This is a genomic window from Rhodohalobacter sp., assembly GCF_041686455.1.
Taxonomy (GTDB): domain Bacteria; phylum Bacteroidota; class Rhodothermia; order Balneolales; family Balneolaceae; genus Rhodohalobacter.
This window is the reverse complement of record NZ_JAWLDW010000043.1, coordinates 1-20,477: the sequence shown is the minus strand read 5'-3', so window position 1 is coordinate 20,477 and position 20,477 is coordinate 1. Positions and strand designations below refer to the sequence as shown.

The following is a 20,477-nucleotide window of genomic DNA, read 5'->3' as shown; positions in this document are numbered from 1 at the left end:
ACGCATTGTCCAGGCACTTGCCAGGCTTACCGTATCAGGTGAAGCCTGTTCTTTCAATAAGTTGAGTGCCTGACCTGATAATTTATGTGCGGTTTCATGCTCGGCCAGTGAACGGTAAACTCGAGCTAAAACCATATACATCTCAGCCTGCACCAGTGGCGCTTCATCCAGTGTCTCAATCCTGTCCCTCCCCTGAGCCAAGAGGCTGCCTACAGTAAGCTCTTTCCCTGAGCTGGAATAAGGATCGGATTGTTCAAAAAGACCTACCACAAATTCACTGACCCGCGCAGTTTTGGAGGCTTCCAGCTCCGCAAGATCGCGCTGTATCTTTGCTATATCACGCTCCTTACTAATTTCGGTCGTATGATAGTATAATCCGGAGAGTACCGTAATAAGAAGCACTGCGGCAAATGATGAAATCTTTTTATTACGCTGAATAAATTTTCGCGACCTGTAAATGATCCCCGCCGGTCGGGCCGATACTGGTAAATTGTCTTGATAGCGTTTCAGATCATCAGCCAGCGCCTCAGCTGAACGGTAACGGCGCTCTGGCGACTTTTCTAGAGCTTTCAGTACGATGTTATCTAAATCACCCTGAAGCTGTTTATATAGATCTTTAGATTTTCGAACTACTGAGCTTGGTTTCGATACCGGATCAACACATATTTTTCGTTCAAATTCACCGTAGGTAGTTTTTTCTGTAATACTGTAAGGCAACGAACCGACTAGCAGTTCATAAAGCAGAACTCCCAAAGAGTAGACATCAGTAAGTGTGTTTACCGGTCTGTTTTGAATCTGTTCAGGCGCGGCATACTTCATTGAGAAATATTGCTGCCCCGTTTGTGTTAACTCAGGCAGATCCCCTTCTTGATCGAGAAGCTTTGCAATACCAAAATCAAGAAGTTTACATTCGCCTTCGGGATTAATAAGAATATTTGAAGGCTTTAAATCTCGGTGTATGATGAGGTTTTGATGGGCATACTGTACGGCTTTGCAAACAGAGATAAACAATTCAACTCTTTGCCTGACTGATAAGTTATTTTCATCCGAATAGGTGGTAATGGGTTGTCCATCTACATATTCCATCACCAGGAACGGAACACCGTGTTCGTCGGTGCTTGCGTCGTAAAGACGTGCAATAGAAGGGTGATCCAGTGATGCCTGAATCTTCTTTTCACGGTTGAATCTTTTTTTAACCTCCCTGTTGTTCAGTTCAGTACGGACAAATTTTATAGCTGTCTTGCGTTCAAACAGTCCGTCAGACCGCTCGGCAAGGTAAACATTACCCATTCCACCCCTGCCGATTTGTTTAAGCAATTTATATCTACCAACATTACGGGGCACGAAATCATCTTCTGTTTCCGGAGCTGACTCAGCTACCAGATCTTTGAACAGACTGTTCAGATATTTATCCCGGCCCTCTTCGAGGAAATGTTTAGAGTTTTCTGCAAGTTCAAGAAGGTGTTTAAGATCCTCATAAAGCTGCGGGTTCTCTTCACGTAGGGTTTCTAACCGTTTCTTCTTGTCACACTCACTTAGATCAAAGAGTGCATCAAATTCAGCTTCTGTATTTTCCCACTTTTTTTTATCCATACCCCCTTATTTGTCAATGAATAATGCCATAATTAACCCCTAACCGATAAAGGTCAATCGCAGTAATAAGTGTTGAAATGATTTAAAAATCATCATCGAAATAACGCGGTTATATGATAAATAGCATCATTAAACCATATACCCGCAGTTATTCCATTTTGATGAAACCTGAATTTACACTTCAAACTCAATTCCCTGGGCAAGAGGCAGTTCATCACCCCAATTGATGGTATTGGTTTGTCGGCGCATGTAAGCTTTCCATGCATCTGATCCGGATTCGCGCCCGCCGCCGGTCTCTTTTTCACCACCAAACGCTCCGCCAATTTCAGCACCGCTCGTTCCGATGTTAATGTTCGCAATTCCGCAGTCTGATCCTGCGTGGCTCAGGAATCGCTCCATTTCGCGCATATTCAGCGTAAACATCGATGAACTGAGTCCCTGAACAACACCATTGTGCAGTTCGAGTGCCTCATCCAATTCACTGTACTTGATCAGGTAAAGTATGGGAGCAAACGTTTCATCCTGTACAATTTCGTAGTGGTTTTCTACTTCACAGATAGCCGGTTTCACGTAGTGGCCTTCCATATTTTCCAGAGTATCGCCTCCACAAGCAACAGATCCCCCCTCTTTCTCTACTTTTTTCAAGGCTGACTGCATGGCATCAACGGCATCCTGATCGATGAGCGGGCCAACCAATGTATCTGAATCAAGCGGATTGCCAATTTTAATACTCTTGTAAATATTTACCAGACGATCTTTCAACTCATCATAAACATCTTCATGGATAATCAACCGACGGGTACTGGTGCAGCGTTGCCCTGCCGTTCCAACGGCGCCGAATACAATCGCTCGAATTGCCATTTCCAGATCAGCTTCTTTACTTATGATGATGGCGTTATTTCCGCCCAGCTCCAGAATTGTTTTACCCAAACGCGCAGCGACAGTTTTTCCAACCTGCTTACCCATTGGGATGGATCCGGTAGCAGAAATCAAAGGAATACGTCCGTCGTTTGTCATCCATTCACCGACCTCACGTCCGCCGGTAATCATCCCGAAGACTCCTTCCGGAACATCATTCTCTTTTAAGACTTTTCCGATAATATTCTGAACGGCAACAGAACATAGAGGTGTTTTCTCCGACCCTTTCCAGATTACGGTATCGCCGCAGATAGCGGCAATCATTGCGTTCCAGCTATAAACGGCGACAGGAAAGTTAAACGCAGAAATAATTCCTACAGGGCCAAGCGGATGCCACTGCTCATACATTCTATGCTCCGGGCGCTCAGAATGCATCGTTTTCCCGTAGAGCATTCGGGATTGACCAACGGCGAAGTCGCAAATGTCGATCATCTCCTGAACTTCGCCCAATCCTTCCTGGTAAATCTTACCCATCTCATAGGCAACAAGTTTACCAAGCGGCTCCTTATACTCTCGAAGTTTCTGCCCGATCTGGCGAACAATCTCACCTCTCTGCGGAGCAGGCATCATGCGCCACTCTTTAAATGCTTCCTGCGATGCTTTTACAACCTGCTCATAATCCTCTTTAGCTGTTTCGTAAACGGACCCAATTTCTGACCCGTCAGAGGGAGTGTGGCTTGTAAGCAGATTGGCAGACGTGTTTTCTATATAATTTTGACCGGTAGACGTTCCGGCATTCTTCTCTTTAATACCGAGTGTGCTTAAAAAATCTTTCATACTATATCTTTGTCTTAATTAGTAGTTTCTTGGAATATAGAGTCTTGATCTACGAAACCCAATTCAAGCTAAGGAGTTAAATAAAAATTTATGACTTTTTCATCCCCATCAAATCGTCAGCTTACTGAATGGAGAAAACTGCTTCAGGGAAAATACCGCAAGCTTGAAAACAAGTTTATTGCCGAAGGTCTGCGCTGTGTTGAGCAGATCATCAATCAAAAACGTATTAAAGTAGAAGCGTTAGTGGTTGAAGAAGGTTTTAACCTGGACGAAACATTCAAAAATTCAGGTCTGACTCTCTACGAATTGAACACCGAAGAATTTAACTCTTTATCCGATACGGATACACCTCAGGGAGTTATCGCTATCTGCCACACACCGAAGGAATCAACTTCAGATATATTATCTCAAAAAGATGGCCTCTTGGTTGCCTTTGATGCTGTTCAGGATCCCGGCAATCTGGGCACGATGATCCGTACCGCTTCATGGTTCAATGTTTCAGGTTTGCTGATCGGGCACGGAACCGTTGATCCGTTTCATCCAAAAGTAGTACGAAGTACCGCAGGTGCAACCGGCGCACTTCCCTATATAAAAACAGACCTTTCCGGTACACTAAAAAATTTTGAAGCTATCGGCTGGAGTGTTTCCGCATTGGATGGCGGAACAGAATCTGTTTCTTTAAAAAAGGCCCAAACTCCGATACACAATATCCTGATTATTGGAAATGAAGGGAATGGAATAAACCCTGAACTTATGTCAGGAAGAAAGAGAATCAGGATTGACGGAAATCCTGAAAATGTTGAAAGTTTGAATGCAGCTGTCGCACTGAGTATCGCACTATATCAATTCTCTTCGATAGCTTAATTTATAACTCTGCGTTTGAATTTTCATCTACTCTCCGAAAATTTGTGACTTCACAGCATAAATCTGTGAAAAGGCATGTAAACAACATATTTGCTCTAACTTTCCTATCAATCGGATTAAAGCTTACTCACATTAAATCACTATTAACTTTCCGGACTTTATTGATTCTAAGGCACTGTTTAACTATAGTTAAATAAGTAATCTACAGAACAGCCCCATTAACCTGACCCGCTTCGTCTATGCCACGAGCCAAAAAAGCGAAGAAGATCTTTGTACTAGACACTTCAGTTCTCCTCTACGACTCCGACGCTGTCAGAAATTTTGAAAAACACGACATCGCTATCCCCATTACCGTGCTTGAGGAGCTTGACTCTTTTAAAAAAGGGAACTCCGTAACCAACCTTCACGCCCGGGAATTTATTCGATATCTGGATAAAATTTCCGATGCCAATATGATCGAAAAGTGGATTCCGCTGAATGGAAAAACGCACGGAAAAATACGCGTCGTCAGTGATGAAGGATTGGATGATGTAGCGTCCAGGCTTTTCGGTTCGGTGAAAAATGATCACCGGATTCTAAATACCGCTCTTCATTTAAGAGAAAAGGAGACCGCTAAAAAGGTGGTTCTTGTATCCAAAGATATCAATCTGAGATTGAAAGCTCGTGCATTGAAACTGGATGCCGAAGATTATGAGACCATCCGAATAAAGGATATCGACCATCTTTACAAAGGCAAAACGGAACTGGAGTTTGAAGATAATGCACCGATTAATGATCTCTACAAGAAGGGCCACATCAAACACAACAAATTGGAAAAGAGTGAACCGATCAGTAATCACTACTACATCCTGAAGAATCACTCAAGTTCTGCTTTGGGACATTATAACGCCAAAAATGAAAATGTAGAGCTGATCAAACCAATGTGCGCCTATGGGATTTCACCGAAAAATGCCGAGCAGACGTTTGCCCTTCACGCCATCATGGATCCTGAGATACAGCTCGTTACCATCACCGGTGCAGCCGGAACCGGGAAAACGCTTCTGGCCTTGGCCGGTGCGCTTGAGCAGCGAAGAGAATATCGACAAATCTATCTCGCACGACCTATTGTTCCGCTGAGCAATCGTGATATCGGATACCTTCCCGGGGATGTGAAGTCAAAAATTGATCCCTATATGCAGCCATTATGGGATAACCTGAGTATCATCAAAAATCAGTATAAGGAGAGCAGCTCTTCCTATAAGAAAATTGATGAGCTGATTCAGACTGAGAAACTTTCGATCGAACCTTTGGCCTACATTCGAGGCCGTTCTCTGAATAATGTGATCTTTATTATTGATGAGGCGCAGAACCTGACCCCGCATGAGATCAAAACGATTATTACACGTGCCGGAGAAAACACGAAAATCATCTTTACAGGAGATATTTTCCAGATCGACACGCCGTACCTCGATACCCAGACAAATGGACTCTCTTACATGATTGACAGGATTCACAACAACAAAATATACGCACATATCAACCTGGAAAAAGGTGAACGCTCCACACTGGCCAACCTGGCAAGTAAGTATTTGTAGATTTGAGATATGAGTCTTGAGTAAAGTTTTTCAGAATGTTTCCTCACGACTCTCATCTCAAGACTCATGACTAGTGATCGCTTTTGCAGCAAGCCAGCCGTTTGTCCATGCGGCTTGAAAGTTGAATCCGCCGGTTACGCCGTCGATATCCAGAACTTCCCCTACAAAATAAAGATTGGGCACAATTTTACTCTCCAGTGTATCCGGATCTACCTCATCCAGAGGAATTCCACCGCAGGTAACAAACTCCTCTTTGTAGGTGGTTTTTCCCTGAATATTATAGCGGCTTCGAAACAGTGTTTGAGTCAGATCATGAATCTCTTTGTTTGAAAGGTCAGCCCATCGCTTATCTGTTTTGATACCCGACAGTTCCAGAAATCGATCCCACAATCTGTTTGGAAATGGAAAGAGGTCCTGTTTCGAAACTGTTTTTCGTGCATTGAATTCCCGCAATTTTATCAATTTGTCGCGGACCTCTTGTTCATTATCCGGATGAACCCAGTTCACCAAAGCATGAAACCGATACTCCAGATCATGCAGATCCCGCGCTGCCCAGGCAGAAATTTTCAGCACAGCCGGTCCGCTTAGTCCCCAATGTGTTATCAGAACAGGCCCGGACTCCTGAAATGGCAACTCCTCAATTTTTACGTGTGCATTTTCTACAGAAATTCCGGCCAGATCAGACAATACTTTCTCTCGAAAATTGAACGTAAATAGTGACGGGACAGGTGAATGAACCGAATGCCCCAGTGTTTTGAGCCACCCATACGCTTTTTCGCGAATAAAGCCACCTGTGGCAACAACCACGGCATCGAACTTTTCAGGGCTCTCTTTTTTGATTGACAACATAAACCCGCCATCCGCCTCAGGCACAACAGCGTCAACTTTTGTTTTTGTGCGAATATTCACCCCGTATTTTCGGGCTTCACTCATCAGGCAGTCGATAATCGTTTGCGAATCATCCGTTACCGGAAACATCCGGCCGTCCTCTTCAGCTTTTAATTTTACTCCCCTGGTTTCAAACCACTCTACTGTATCTTTTGAATCGAACTGTTCAAAACTCCAGCGAAGTACTTTTTCTCCTCTCGGATAGTGTTTTGAAAGTATTTCGGGATCAAAGCAGTGATGCGTGACGTTGCATCGTCCGCCACCTGAAACCCGCACCTTGGAGAGTACTTCTCTTGATTTTTCAAAAATAGTGATGGCTAATTGGGGATTCAGCCTTGCTGCATTAACCGCTGTAAAAAACCCGGCCGCACCTCCACCGATGATTGCAATTTTTTGTGGCTCTTTCTTTTCCATGAGCCAAAAATACAAAAAGATTTATTCGGGTTGAGAATAGATTAAATAAAAAAACCTCTTCCCATTTAGCGTGAAAAGAGGTTTTTGTTCTTAAAGACAGAGTCTATTCATTTGATGAATCCGACTGTTCGAACACTCTGATCTGTTCTTCAACAGGATCCCCTGACCTGTTTCTAAACTGAATCTTCATTTGTCGTTCGATCAAATCACTTTCAAGTATTTCGTATTCATCAACCAGCTCTGCCAGCTCCTGGTCGGTCAACTCACCGCTATCAATGGTGCCATCTGCTTCCACTTGCAGATACATTTTATCTACCAGTGATCGCACTTCGCCGGTCTCTCTGATTGTTACTTCTACCTCTCCCTCTTCTACCCAGATTTTATCATCAGCTGTTACACCAAAGCGTGTTCCTTTCACAGAAGCCACAGCCCGTGTTGTGGTTATCTCAAACTCACGGTTCGGGTTGCTCTCTACATCCAGAAACATTCCACCAAGTAACATGCCTACATGAGTACGTAAATTCAGATTTTTTTCAGGATTCAGCTCACTTCGAATCACCATTTGAGAAGTTGGGCTCACCCTTGCAATAGATTCATCCAGAAACAGAACCATTGCGTATCCGCTATTTCCGGTCGTTAGTGTATCACCGGAAATCAATGCTCTTCCGACCTCTTGCAATGAATCTGCATACGACACATTGGTGACCGTTACAGAAGGCACATACCTTCTTACAAATGCGACCTCATCATCTGTTTCATTCAATACCGGTACTTCATAGCTGCTATCGCCACTGTCTGATAGCATCAGGATAATTCCTGTTATAATCGCACCTATTACTACAAGTGTTATAATTGTTTTTTTCATTTCTGCCACCTTTCGTTAGCTAACTACTTTTAGTTGGTTATTTTCAATTTTCCCTGCCATTTCTCTTAGAATTCTTAGCACTTCCTCTTTGGAATAGGTTTCTCCATCCACCTGAATCTGATCAAGCATCAGACCGTTTTCTATAAACTCATTTGTTCGTTCTTCACCAAAAATATTGACCAGCAGTTCACGAATTTCTCCTTCAATTGGGAAACTTGTAGTAAACTCAAGCCGATCCGAATAGGCTTGGACAAAATTATCCTGAACAGTCTGTTTACTGGATTGCACTTGCCATGCGTATGTTTTCCCCCCTTCAAATAGTCCTGCAAATCGATCCGGTATTTGATAGTTTGGTTCACTTGCTATTACGTCCAAAACTACTCCGGCTTGCTCATCCCGGATATCATTTTCAGAATGTTCACCGGCAAATCTTTCAGAAAACAGTGCATCTACATTTTGTGCTCGATCAGTATCTACAATCACCAATCGGTACGGCCGATTCTGTTCTCCAGTCCAGGAAAACTCCGGAGCCTCGTTTGATACATTAAGCCCCATCAGTTCAGCTACAATCTCACGGTCTGTCTCTATCACAAGTTCACTTTCACTAAGAGCTGTCTCAAATGAAATAGATTCTTGAGTAAGAGTATCCCGATTATCCATTATATCTTGCTCTATTCTTACATTTAGAGTGAAGAGATCATCGGCAATCAGATAACCCCTTCTTAAATTTTGAATGAGTTTCCTTCCATCGGATGTAATCATTAAATCAAATTCGGGCTCACCTCTAATCTCAAGATTTGAAATCTCTGTTATGCTCAAATTTGAGAAGGTAATCTGCCCGCCCGGGTTCAAACTAAAAACACCGGATGAAGATTGCTCTGCAGTGAGAACAGTTCCAAATGCCTCACTATGTACTTCAAGAATTACAAAGTTATTTCTCAGTATACCGCTGGATCTATTTTCGGCAGTAATCTGGAAAAACTGAGTTAGATCATTCTGCTCAATAACTGCACTAAACATTTCGGATAGATCCTCTTGTGAAAAATCAGAATCCATTTTAATATCAAGTTCCATATCGGATGACTGCGCAACTGCAGCAACCGAGAAAACGAGCATTACCAGTATAGAATTAAGTATGTTATTCACCATTTTGGCAAAACAGTTCTGTAAAAAGTTCCTTAGTTTAGAATAGTAGAACCTACGCATTTATGCTTATAGATCTGATTAACAATCGAAGAATTTTGTTAAATCTATCTAACTCGCTACATGCCATTGAGTATTATCTTTCCTGCATTTTTATTTTCACTCATCATTTTATGTGCTTTTTCAACGTTAGCCCAATCAACTATAGCACTGATAACCGGGGTGAGTTTTTCTTTTTCAAATAGATCTTTTGTGCTATTCCAAAATTCCTCTGTTAGCTGTTTTTTATACTCTAACGAGCGGTTTCGCAAAGTAGACCCTCGAATAGTCAGTCTTTTCCTTAATATTGGCACTAGATCCATCTCTTTAACTTCTGCTCCTCCCAGCATTGACAGATAAACAATTCGTCCGTCCATCCCCAGGCTACTAATATTATTTTTCCAATACGGTGAGCCTACAAAATCGATAATCAGATCAATACTGTTTTCACCAAATCTCTCTTTAATCTTTTCAGCAAAATCCTGCTCTTTATAGTTGATATGAAGTGTTGACCCCAATGATCTACATAGATCCAGCTTCTCTTTGCTGCCGGCTGTAACCGCAATTTGAGCGTTTTTTAAATGTTTAGCGAGTTGAATGGCAGCCGTACCGACACCACTTGCACCCGCATGGATCAAAACCGTTTCTCCCTCCTTCAATTCACCCAGCCATATTAATGCCTGATAGGCTGTTAAGAAAACCTCCGGAATTGCTGCAGCTTCTTCAAATGAAATAAAATCATGAATCGAAAGAGCTAGATCTTCGTGGATCGTAGTATACTCGGCATACCCTCCACCTCCAAGGAGGCCAAACACACGGTCTCCTTTCCTGAATTTTTTAACATCTTTTCCAACAGATTCAACAACACCTGACATTTCCAGTCCCAAAATCAGGGTCTCACCTTCAGGCACAGGATATTTCCCTCTCTTTTGGAGCAGATCAACCCGATTTAGTGCCGTGGATTTAACCTTCACAAGCAGTTCATTCTCTTCCGGTTCAGGAGTTGGATAATCTCCGAACTCCATTACCGGCTCATCAGGTTGATTATTGACCAGTAGTGCTTTCATTATCAATTTCCTGTTTTGAGTTAAAAATAAGCTGATGGATGTCTTCCGATACCCTGAAATATAGTATCGGTCCTACAAAAAGAGCTAAGTAGATCAGAGACTTAAGCGTTCCGGATATCCAAAGATTTCCGAAGCCAAAATCACCCAAAGAGGATATGTACAGTGCAACAATTCCCAAAGAAAGTACAATGGTAGTTTTGATTGTAAAAGGAGTCATTTCCATCCGTAATTTTACATACAAATACTTAACCCCGTTGTAGAAAAATATAGCTCCGGCAGATGCAATCGCTGCACCTTCAATGCCGTATTGTGGAATCAACAGGTAGTTTGCGAGTACGGTCACCACAACTAAAATGATATTTGTATAAAAACTAACTCTGTAGTGTTTGGAGTTCAGTAAGATCACACCGTTTGAGCCGTTCCCTATATCGATCAATTTACCAATGCCGATTATAAATACCACCCATTTTCCATCCAGATATAATTCCGGCAAAAACGAGAAGAGCAAATCAACGTTAAGCCATATAATCCCAAAAATTGTTAGCCCGAAAATAAGTTGATTCAGCGATGTCTTTTTATAGATACTGTCTACTTCATTCCACTTCTTCTGCTTGATGAATTCCGAGATCAACGGAGTTGCAATCTTATTAATAGATTTTTGCGGAACAGCTATAACTGAGCCAATATAAAATGCTATAGCATAAATAGCGGTACTGTTGAGGCCTGCCATAGAACCGAGCATCAACACATCCACATTCCACACGAGAACCGTTGTTAATCCACCTAGCAGTGAATAGAGACTATAATTGGCCATCCCTTTCACCAAACGGTTCTTTAAAATCCTGAAGTTGGGTGTAATCATAAACTCTTTTTTACGGATGATCTGCCCCAAAATAATAAGTGGCTGTGATGCATAACTCAGAACAAACAGAGCTACAAACTGTGTGAAATTGATCCATCCAAAGAAATAGAAGCCCAGAAATAGAATAGCAAACAACCGCTGTGAAACTTCATTTACAATTGAGCCTGTGGTAGAGTCACGAAGTGATCTCAAATAGTTATTTAGCACTTCAAAATAGAGTACAAAAAGTGTCAGTGGTAGCAGCCAAAGGTAGTAGTCCACAAAAAGCGGTGATCGCTCAGAGTAAACATTGATTAACAGTTCATCAAAAAGAAAGAAGAGAATCGTAAAGAGTAAAAAACCACCAAACGGAACAGTCAATGCCCAAAAAAGAAGCCCGTGTTCTTTTGGAGATGCATTTTTAAAAAATGGAAAATAGCGCAGAATCAGTTTCTGAAACCCTAAATGCGCAAATTGAGACATAATCAAAGCAGCGGAAACCATCACACGTGTCAGTCCATACTGATCGGGATCAAGGATGTGAGGATAGAGAAAGATGGTCAAAACAAAACCGAGACCGATTCCCACATAGATTATCAGACTATTCCAAACACTCTGTTTTGCTATAATCCCCAACTCTACGCCCCTCCACTATCAGATTTCAAAAATCCGTTCAAGACCCAAATCCTAAATTTCAGGATAAATGAGGCTGCTTTCGCTTTTCCTTTAAAAAGGTATCCGAAACTTAGTATTAAACTCGCGGCAAATTTCACAAGTTCACTTATCAGTTTTACGGCTTTTTTACCGGGCGAATGCAGCAAACGAACTTTTTCACTGTAACCTATACCCATTGACTGATTTCTCAGATAATCATTCGTCAATCTTTTTTGCCCAATTCGGTGATACAAACTCATTTCAGGCCAATAATAAAGCTGAAAGCCGTGCTCTCTGGCCCGGTCAAAAAAAGCTTTCTCTTCGCTGCCCAAAAGCTCTTTCCCGATTCTGCCCAATTCCGTATCAAATCTTCCGATCGCATTAAAAACTTCTTTTTTGATCAACATATTACCACCTCGCGGAAAGTTCGTTTTGGGATAAACTTTCTCGCGATCTCCCAGATCATGCAGGCCAAACATCGGCATCAGTTCAGCCGGAATCCAGTCGGGTTCACCGTCATCAAACGAGACTTTAATTCGTCCTCCGATACACTTTGCATCCATATTTTTTTGCAATTTTTGAAGGGCCGTACTCACAAAATCTTTGGGTAAATGAACATCATCGTCAATGTAGAGTATCGAATTGAATGTTGCTTCATCAATAGCCCTGTTTCTGGCAAACGAGAGTCCCTGGCGTGACTCTTCAACTGCTTTGAAGTTCAGATGTGGATTCTCTTCAGCAAAGCCGGAACATATCTCTGCCGTTTGATCCGAAGAATTATTGTTAATCACCAAGATCTCAAAATCATTGGAATCTGCATTCTGGTCAGACAAATATCGTAGTGTATCACTCAGATATTCTGCCCGGTTGTAGGTACAGATTGCGATCGTTATGGATGTGTGGTTTATCATATGTATTTTGTCCGGCAACAAATATAACGAAATGGTAGCAGAAGAAAATTGAACTCAGAAAATCATTCCAAACCCCTGGTTTCAGCAGTTATCCCAACGCACAATCGTGCTGAAATCCTGGAACGCGCTATTCAATCCGTTCTGGATCAAACATGGGAAAATATAGAAATTGTTATTGTAGATGATGCATCCGAAGACGAAACACCACAATTGCTGGAGTCCCTTTCTGATAAACATAAGAATTTGAAAGTAATTCAGAATAGTACCTCTAAGGGTGCGTCAGCCAGCCGAAACATCGCTATTAAAAATGCAGAAGGTGAATATATTGCCGGATTGGATGACGACGATATTTGGAGGCCCAATCGTATTGAACTTTTGATGGAAGAGTTTCAAGAAGGCTACTCAGCCGTTACCTCTAACGACAGAATGGACTTTGGGGAAAAGGAGATTGTCTGGAAGAAAAAACCCATTATCACGCTTCATGACCTTCTTTTTTATAACCAAGTGGGGAATCAGGTTTTAACAAAGAAAGAGTATCTGCAAAAAATTGGCGGGTATGATGAATCACTCCAATCGGCTCAGGACTATGATTTATGGATTCGGCTGGCCCATGATTTTGGCCCGATCAAGACAGCACCTCATACCCTGCAGGTTGTCAATATGAACGAAGACCGGGAAAGCATCACAACGTCCGACAGTAAAACAGATGGGTACATAGCTTGTTTTCAAAAACATCGGGATAAGATGAATTCTGAGCAGATCAAGTATCAAAAATACCGTATTAAAATCACCGAAGGTAAACATACAGGGTGGCTTGAACTCTTTAAAGCAACACCGCGTCACCTTTTAATAAAAGAGATTACAAGAAAACTTTTTCTCTAAAAGATCTCTATGCTGTTTGAACTAACTATAAAAACAATTTTTATAAGATAGGTTGTATCTCCTTCTTTAGAGAATCACCAACCTCATCATACGTTTTTTCCAGTTCAAAGCGGTCTTGAAGACGAAGCCAGAATTCCGGTGAGGTATTCAATGCCAATCCGAATCGTATAGCTGTATCTCCTGTAATGGCACGTTTTCCATTTACTATTTGATTCACTCTGTTGGCAGGCACTTTAATAATACGTGCAAATTCTCTTTGAGAAATATTCATTGGATCTAAAAACTCCTCCTTCAACATTTCTCCGGGGTGTACAGGTTTTAACTTTTCCATATATAGTTAGTTAATGATAGTCTACAATTTCAACGTCAAACGCATCCCCTTCTTGCCATTTAAAACAAATCCTCCATTGCTGGTTAATTCGAATACTATGCTGCCCATCCCGATCACCCTTAAGCTTTTCGAGTCGATTCCCCGGCGGTGATTGCAGTTCTTTGAGCTCAGTCATCAGATCAATTTGCAACAGTTTCCGATATGCTCTTTGCTGAATCTCTTCAGGAAACTTCTTTGAATAATTACGATGGTAGATCTTTTCAGTCTCTTTATCTGCAAAAGATTTAATCATTGGCACTGCGTTACGTTACACGTAACAAAATATCCTTTTAAATTTTATTACCAAATAAAAATATGATTTAATTTACAAATTCAACTTTTTACCTAGCTCAAAGTCAAAACTATCCGGTTGATAGGCTATAAACCCGTTTCCAGGAAAATTGGTCAGTTCACCAAAGTATATACGGTTAATAACCGAGTAGAGATCGACTCTGATGAAGTTAAACTCTGAAGCAAGTTTTTCAGCAACTTCTATCATTTCATCCAAATTCTGAGGTTTTGTAATCTTTTCCTCTGAATTTGGATTGAGGCATTTGGCATCAATCAGTTGGAAATCGCGGTTATATAAGTTTCTTCGCTGGTTTTTAAATCGCCCGATATCAATCTGGATCATCTCAACCTGTCCGTGAAAACAGAAAAATTTATAGTCTTCAGGAATTTCATTTTCACTGCTAGTAAGTAATTCTTCAACCACAATTTTTCGAGGTACATCCTCATATACCCATTCTCTCCCAAATTTTGCATAGTCGAAATTGAGCCAACTCTGAGTCAGCTTCTTTATCTGTTCAAATTCCGCAGATGATTTATCAAAAATCAGCTTAACCATTCCACAGCCGTGATTAGCTTTAAGTACAAAATTGTTGGGCAGGGATTTCCAATCGGTTAAACTCAGTTCATCCGTTTCAAGCAGCAAGGGAGTCAAATATTTTTCTCCTGCTTTCTCCCCAACATAATCTCTCACAAGTATTCTATCGGCAGCTTTTTGCCTATATGGATTCCGATTGTTTAATTTTAAATACTGAATCTTTTCTGTGAATGCTGAAGGCTGATTCAGATTGAGTGGCCTTCCAACATCAAGCCAATATCTGATTTTTGCATACTGCCTGTCTGTAAGGATTTTGTGGAAACCGCCCCAAAAGACTTTCCTAACAAAAAACCGCGCAATATTGCCCGTTACTGACGAGATGATTGATCACCTTTCTCTTTTCGATACCGGACGATTCCAATTCCCAAAATTAAGAACAGCATCAATGTACCTGCACGCGCCAGCCATTTGCCCGTTTCATACCAAACCGGTTCCATTTTCATCTTTAAGGTGTGATCACCGGCCGGTATCTCAAATCCCCTTAATACGTAGTTGGTTCGAATCACGTCGATCTCTTCCCTATTCAGGGTTGATACCCAGCCTTTGGGATACCAGATTTCACTCAAGACCAGAAAACCGGGTTGGTCCGCACTAATCTGAAGCTCAATTTCATTTGCATTGTACCTTACAAGTGACACTGTTTTGTCGCCTTCCGTAGAAATATCATCGATCTCTTCAATCACAAACGCTACATCTGCGGGATTAAAATCCTGCGAAATACGTTCTAATATTTCGGTTTGATTTTCAACTGTTTCAACACGATCTACAAACCAAGCTTTCGGGAGTACATTTTTGTTTTCCATTACCACTCCATCCCGGCCCTGATAAACTTCCTCAAAACCTGGAATATTAAATGCTCCCTGTGCAGATAGATATTTCACGTTCAGCATATTCAAGACTCCTGTATTGACTCCAAAAGGTCCGGAGAAAATCGCTTCATCAATCAGGTCCTGATAATACCCCAATTTTGCACCGGAATAGCCTCCAACTGATGGATAAAAATAAGCAGGGGTTGCGTTGTTAAATGGATTATCAAGCATAGGTAAAACCCTGTATTCCCAAGTATCGTCTGTTTTGACGTTCTCCATTAAAAACTGATCTAAAGGACGCTCGGTCCTCTCCAGAACCTGTTCCCTATCCACACTTTGACTTACCAAAGATCGCTCACTCATGTACCGCTGATCGACTCTTATAAAATCAAAAGCAAGCAGAACACAAAACAACATTCCGCCAATAGAAATAGATATCTTTTGCAATCCTACAGCAAATAATATTCCAACTCCGGCAAAAAATAAAACTGCAAATCGAAGAGTATCGGCTCTCGCAAGTTCCTCACGCTGTGGAATCATCTCATTTTGCAAATACCGGTCTACAGCCTGCGAAACCCGGGGATCATCGACAGGTACTTCATTTTGTGAGGCTATCTGTTCAGCAACATTCTCTCTTTCACCCGGTTTTTCGAATGATAAGAACTGGAATCCGATCAGAATTATGACAATAGCCAATCCAGACGCGATAAATACCGGTTTTTTCCACTGAATTGAATTCTTCTTCTCTTTAAACTGATCCAAAATCCAATCCATCCCAAAAACCGCGGGCACCGAAAAACAGAAAACAGAGATCATCAACCACATTTCCGGTACTCTGAATTTATCGAACAGTGGAAAATAGGCGAACATCGTATTGTTGAGCGCACCAAAGTTTTCACCCAGTGAAAACAGCAGTGTGGCAATACCGGGACCAAGAAATATCCACTTTAATTTATGTGTAGATTTGAGTACTCCCAGGGTCAAAAATAGAAATGAGAGTGCCCCAAAATAGTGCGGACCGCTCGTAAATGTCTTGGGACCCCAATAAAGCTCAGAACCTCCATAGGCCCCCGGAATAATGAGTGTCAGCAATTCACCCCAGCCTTGCGACCATGCAAACGCATAATCTCTTGCGAGACCATCGTTACCGGCAAGTTCTGATCCTCCTCGCATGCTAAATGTGGAATACTCAAGCGTGCTCCAATACAGTTGAATAGTAACCAAAACTGCGATAACAGCAGCGGCAACCAACCAACCTGTCTGAATGGCAAACGGCTTAATTTTACGTTCACGAATCGCTTTGGCAAGATCGTAAAGAAAGAGTGTGCCTAGTGGAAAGAGGAAGAAATAGGTAACCTGTGGATGATATGCACGAAGATGAAGAGTCAGTGCCCAGGCAAACAGAAACATGGCAAGCCAGGGATTCACTTTCGATCTCGTCAAAAGAATATATCCGTTGTAAAGCCAGGGAATGTAAATATACGCCAGAAACTTAGCGTTATGACCGGCTCCAATAATAATGGGAATGTAGGTTGAAAAACCAATTATAATTGCGCCAAATACAGCTGATAGCGGTTTGGCACCCATCAGTATAAACATCAGATAGGCCCCTCCCAACAGAATCCACATCTCTGCGGCGGGATAGATAAACTGCAGAAATTTTAGAAGTGTTTTATCCAGATTAATGATTTGAGGCGGATGAGAAATAGTAGTAGCCGGCATTCCGGAGAACATATTGGTCGCCCAGTGAGCCGGTTCATCATACTGCTCTTGATATTCTATCAGGGATTCAGCACCTGCTCTCCACTGGATCATATCGTTACCCATATACTGCTGCCCGCCTAAAACAGATGCATAGAAAAGTATCACGGGCAGAATAAATAGAAAGGCTAAACAGAATAGGTGTTTTTTCCGCTTGGAAAGCGACTCCCAAAAGTCAGATTTTTGAACCTTTTTTGTATCTTTGCCTTTACTTTTTTTGGAAGCCATCTATGAAATTAGGTTAGAGTTGGAAAGTGACTCACTTCAACAATATGACTACTCAATAACTCGTGGAACTCTAAAGTAGTCAGAGTCAGCATCAGGTGCATTTTTCAAAGCGTCATCATGGCTTAGCGGCTCTTTAGCTTCATCTTTTCTAAACTCCGTAGAAATCACTTCAGTTACGTGCTCAAGTGGTTCAACATCGGATGTGTCAAGCTCATTAAGTGTCTCAACATAGCCGAGAATATTATTCATATCCTTTTGCAGACTTTCAGCTTCATTGTCATCTAATTGCAAGCGGGCAAGATTGGCCACGTAGTACACATCATCTTTTGTAACTGACATAAACTGTTCTTCCTTTAATACAAGTAATTACTTTTTTCGATTGATAAAGGTAAGAAATCCTGATCAAAAGCTTAAGCACTTAAGCGGTATTTCTACCACAAATAGTTTTTGAGCTTTATTATTTCCCAGCTTTTTATTTGCTTGAGAGAAATGTGACCAAAAAACCCACTCTATGTTAATTGGCATTTGCTCAGATACTCACGACCACGTTGAACACATTAATAAAGCCGTAGCGAAGTTTAAAGAACATAATGTAAGCAGAGTTATACATGCCGGAGATTACTGCAGTCCTTTTACCATTCCACTCTTTAACGGTTTAAAACTGGACGGTATATTTGGTAATAATGACGGTGATAAATTTCTATTGATGAAAAAGTTTGATGAGATCGGTGCAACGCTTCACGGTGATTTTTACTCATTTGAGGAAGAAAAACTGAAGTTTGCCGTCTACCACGGAACCTATCCAGAGATAACGGAAAGCCTCGAAAATTGCGAGAAATATGATGTGGTTATCTCGGGGCATACTCACCAGGCAAAAGTTGGGGCAGCCGGGGATACGATTACAATCAACCCGGGTAGCGTAAACGGTTTTGATCAGGATCCATTGATTGCCCTGTTTGATACGGATACCAAACAGGTAAGGTTTATTGAGCTAACCGATTAAAAACAGAAAAGGCCGTATTAAAATCACACGGCCTTTTATATGGCAGTTACTTATCAAAAAAAGAGAGAATTAATCCCTTAAAAGCTTACAGATCGCTTCTGTATAACTTTCTGTATTTCCTTCTCCACCAATATCCTGTGTACACTCGTTTTTATGCTCTTGAAGTACAGTATAGATAGCCGATCTGATTTTTTCAGCCAGTCTGTCCTCCCCTAAATACTCCAGCATCATAAGTGCTGAAAACAGAAGTGCGGTTGGGTTCGCGAGTCCTTTTCCGGAAATATCCGGTGCAGAACCGTGAACTGCTTCAAACATCGCTGCATCATCACCAATGTTGGCAGCCCCTGTTACACCGAGTCCGCCTACCAAACCTGAAGCCAGATCCGATAGTATGTCGCCAAAGAGGTTTGTAGTCACAATCACATCAAACTGTTGAGGACGCATAACCATCTGCATTGCCATATTATCCACAATCAGATCTTCAAACTCTATTTCCGGATAGTTTTGTGCAATCTCTTTACCGATTTCCAGGAAAAGTCCGGTCGTCAGTTTCAGAATGTTTGCTTTGTGTACCAGCGTAATTTTTTTCCGTCCACGCTTCTTGGCATATTCAAAAGCAGCCGTAATAATTTTTTCACTCGCATCGCGTGTTACTACAGCAATACTTTCAGCATGTGTTTCCTCCTTATCCACCCAATGTTCTTTTCCGATGTAAAGACCCTGAGTATTTTCTCTGAAAAGAACCAAATCTACACCTTGGTAAGCACTGTCAATATTAGGGAGTGACCTCGCCGGACGAATGTTGCTATACAAATTAAATTGTTGCCGAAGAGCCACATTGATCGATCTAAAACCTGCCCCAACCGGTGTTGTCAGCGGACCTTTTAAGGCAATTCGATGCTCTTTAACAGCCGCAATTGTCTCTTCCGGAAGTGGAGTTCCCAATTCATCATTTGCTCCTTCTCCTGCTTTACACTCAATCCAATTGATTTTTGCGCCGGCCGTATCTAAAATTTTTGTTACCGATTTCGTAATCTCTTTCCCAATCCCGTCACCCGGAATCAATACAACATTATGCATAGGTTAGTCAGTTATTTTGATCAATTTTATTTCGTTCCAAGATATGGATTTTAAGACTTAGATTTGAATGAAATCGCTTTTAACTCACTCGCGCAAAGGGTTTCAGGCTCAAGTCATCAAAATCTCCGAGTCTTGCTTTCAACGCTCCGGTTACGGCAATCATCGCTGCATTATCCGTACAATATTGAAGAGCGGGAATCATTAAATCCAAATCTTGATCATCAGCAAATTGAGACATTTTTTTTCTTAACATGGAGTTTGCAGAAACTCCGCCTGCCAGCATCACATGTTTCACTTTTTTCTTTTTTACGGCTCGCTTCAGCTTCGCTACTAACACATCTGTTATAGCTGCTGAAACACTGGCACAAATATCATTCAGATGATTTTGCACAAAATCATCTCCTTTCTCCTGCGTGTAGTAAAGGACACTGGTTTTCAATCCGGAGAAGCTAAAATCCAACCCTTTGTTAATCATCGATCGCGGAAAATCATGAAATTGAGGGTCTCCTTTCTTTGCTAATTTATCCACTACCGGTCCTGCCGGATAAGACAGGCCAAGGAGCTTTCCTATTTTATCAAACGCCTCGCCGGCCGCATCGTCCCTGGTATCTCCCAATAACTCATGACTGAAAGCCTTATCAACATAAACCAATCGGGTGTGTCCGCCGGATACAATCAAACCGACAAAAGGGTAGGTCTCTTCATACTCAATGAAATTGGCGTACAGATGAGCATCGATGTGGTTGATTCCAATCAGAGGTTTTTTATATGTGAGTGCCAATCCTTTCGCAAAACTCAATCCAACCAACAGAGACCCCATCAAACCGGGCCCCTGAGCTACCGCAATTGCATCAATTTCTTCGATTTTAACACCGGATTCATCCAACGCCTGACTTGTCGTTTTCCAAAT

Annotated in this window: 19 protein-coding genes; 4 read left to right on the top strand and 15 right to left on the bottom strand. The window is 41.7% G+C overall.

Features of this window, described 5'->3' with window-relative positions:
• Both ACESM0_RS07105 and ACESM0_RS07100 read right to left on the bottom strand, forming a co-directional pair.
• The coding region (locus tag ACESM0_RS07105) for a serine/threonine protein kinase (RefSeq protein WP_372905033.1) at positions 1–1,593 on the bottom strand (1,593 nt) is incomplete at its 3' end.
• 174 nt (positions 1,594–1,767) lie between these two features.
• On the bottom strand, positions 1,768–3,288 hold the full coding sequence (locus tag ACESM0_RS07100) for an aldehyde dehydrogenase family protein (RefSeq protein ID WP_372905031.1): 1,521 nt from the start codon (positions 3,286–3,288) through the stop codon (positions 1,768–1,770).
• Positions 3,289–3,378: 90 nt separating this feature from the next.
• Here ACESM0_RS07100 and ACESM0_RS07095 point away from each other — a divergent pair, with 90 nt between their 5' ends.
• Positions 3,379–4,152: a TrmH family RNA methyltransferase gene (locus tag ACESM0_RS07095; RefSeq protein ID WP_372905029.1), complete on the top strand. Its 774-nt coding sequence runs from the start codon at positions 3,379–3,381 to the stop codon at positions 4,150–4,152.
• Between the two features lie 239 nt (positions 4,153–4,391).
• A complete protein-coding gene (locus tag ACESM0_RS07090; RefSeq protein ID WP_372905027.1) occupies positions 4,392–5,726 on the top strand; it encodes a PhoH family protein in 1,335 nt (444 codons plus the stop codon).
• Between the two features lie 57 nt (positions 5,727–5,783).
• Here the strand turns inward: ACESM0_RS07090 and ACESM0_RS07085 are convergent, their stop codons facing one another.
• The 6 genes from ACESM0_RS07085 to ACESM0_RS07060 all read right to left on the bottom strand — a co-directional run bounded on the left by ACESM0_RS07085 (position 5,784) and on the right by ACESM0_RS07060 (position 12,548).
• Positions 5,784–7,028 carry an NAD(P)/FAD-dependent oxidoreductase gene (locus ACESM0_RS07085; RefSeq protein ID WP_372905026.1) on the bottom strand — a complete coding sequence of 415 codons (1,245 nt, stop codon included), beginning with the start codon at positions 7,026–7,028 and terminating at the stop codon, positions 5,784–5,786.
• 103 nt (positions 7,029–7,131) lie between these two features.
• Complete coding sequence (locus ACESM0_RS07080) at positions 7,132–7,893, bottom strand: FecR domain-containing protein (protein ID WP_372905024.1); 762 nt, start codon at positions 7,891–7,893, stop codon at positions 7,132–7,134.
• Between the two features lie 15 nt (positions 7,894–7,908).
• Positions 7,909–9,009, bottom strand: coding sequence for a hypothetical protein (locus ACESM0_RS07075; protein WP_372905022.1), 1,101 nt, complete (start codon positions 9,007–9,009; stop codon positions 7,909–7,911).
• A gap of 146 nt (positions 9,010–9,155) precedes the next feature.
• Positions 9,156–10,142: an NAD(P)H-quinone oxidoreductase gene (locus ACESM0_RS07070; RefSeq protein WP_372905020.1), complete on the bottom strand. Its 987-nt coding sequence runs from the start codon at positions 10,140–10,142 to the stop codon at positions 9,156–9,158.
• The gene (locus tag ACESM0_RS07065) at positions 10,120–11,619 is read right to left on the bottom strand and encodes a lipopolysaccharide biosynthesis protein (RefSeq protein WP_372905018.1); all 1,500 of its coding nucleotides are present in this window, start codon (positions 11,617–11,619) and stop codon (positions 10,120–10,122) included. Before ACESM0_RS07065 ends, ACESM0_RS07070 begins: the two co-directional genes overlap by 23 nt.
• 2 nt (positions 11,620–11,621) lie before the next feature.
• Positions 11,622–12,548 carry a glycosyltransferase gene (locus ACESM0_RS07060; protein WP_372905017.1) on the bottom strand — a complete coding sequence of 309 codons (927 nt, stop codon included), beginning with the start codon at positions 12,546–12,548 and terminating at the stop codon, positions 11,622–11,624.
• Between the two features lie 48 nt (positions 12,549–12,596).
• Between ACESM0_RS07060 and ACESM0_RS07055 the strand changes: the two genes are divergently transcribed.
• A complete protein-coding gene (locus tag ACESM0_RS07055) occupies positions 12,597–13,430 on the top strand; it encodes a glycosyltransferase family 2 protein (protein WP_372905015.1) in 834 nt (277 codons plus the stop codon).
• 40 nt (positions 13,431–13,470) lie between these two features.
• On the opposite strand, the gene ACESM0_RS07050 is transcribed toward ACESM0_RS07055, so the two are convergent.
• The 5 genes from ACESM0_RS07050 to gatC form a co-directional block, all read right to left on the bottom strand.
• On the bottom strand, positions 13,471–13,761 hold the full coding sequence (locus ACESM0_RS07050) for a HigA family addiction module antitoxin (RefSeq protein WP_372905013.1): 291 nt from the start codon (positions 13,759–13,761) through the stop codon (positions 13,471–13,473).
• A gap of 10 nt (positions 13,762–13,771) precedes the next feature.
• On the bottom strand, positions 13,772–14,053 hold the full coding sequence (locus ACESM0_RS07045; protein ID WP_372905011.1) for a type II toxin-antitoxin system RelE/ParE family toxin: 282 nt from the start codon (positions 14,051–14,053) through the stop codon (positions 13,772–13,774).
• Positions 14,054–14,125: 72 nt separating this feature from the next.
• The gene (locus ACESM0_RS07040) at positions 14,126–14,845 is read right to left on the bottom strand and encodes an ATP-grasp fold amidoligase family protein (protein ID WP_372905035.1); all 720 of its coding nucleotides are present in this window, start codon (positions 14,843–14,845) and stop codon (positions 14,126–14,128) included.
• 149 nt (positions 14,846–14,994) lie between these two features.
• Positions 14,995–17,484 carry a hypothetical protein gene (locus tag ACESM0_RS07035; protein ID WP_372905009.1) on the bottom strand — a complete coding sequence of 830 codons (2,490 nt, stop codon included), beginning with the start codon at positions 17,482–17,484 and terminating at the stop codon, positions 14,995–14,997.
• A gap of 48 nt (positions 17,485–17,532) precedes the next feature.
• Positions 17,533–17,823, bottom strand: a complete 291-nt coding sequence (gatC, locus tag ACESM0_RS07030; RefSeq protein ID WP_372905007.1) for an Asp-tRNA(Asn)/Glu-tRNA(Gln) amidotransferase subunit GatC — start codon at positions 17,821–17,823, stop codon at positions 17,533–17,535.
• A gap of 172 nt (positions 17,824–17,995) precedes the next feature.
• Between gatC and ACESM0_RS07025 the strand changes: the two genes are divergently transcribed.
• Positions 17,996–18,487, top strand: coding sequence for a metallophosphoesterase (locus ACESM0_RS07025; protein ID WP_372905005.1), 492 nt, complete (start codon positions 17,996–17,998; stop codon positions 18,485–18,487).
• Between the two features lie 69 nt (positions 18,488–18,556).
• On the opposite strand, the gene ACESM0_RS07020 is transcribed toward ACESM0_RS07025, so the two are convergent.
• Complete coding sequence (locus ACESM0_RS07020) at positions 18,557–19,567, bottom strand: isocitrate/isopropylmalate dehydrogenase family protein (RefSeq protein WP_372905003.1); 1,011 nt, start codon at positions 19,565–19,567, stop codon at positions 18,557–18,559.
• 79 nt (positions 19,568–19,646) lie between these two features.
• Positions 19,647–20,477: tRNA (adenosine(37)-N6)-threonylcarbamoyltransferase complex transferase subunit TsaD (gene tsaD / locus ACESM0_RS07015; protein WP_372905001.1), on the bottom strand; the 831-nt coding region annotated here is incomplete at its 5' end.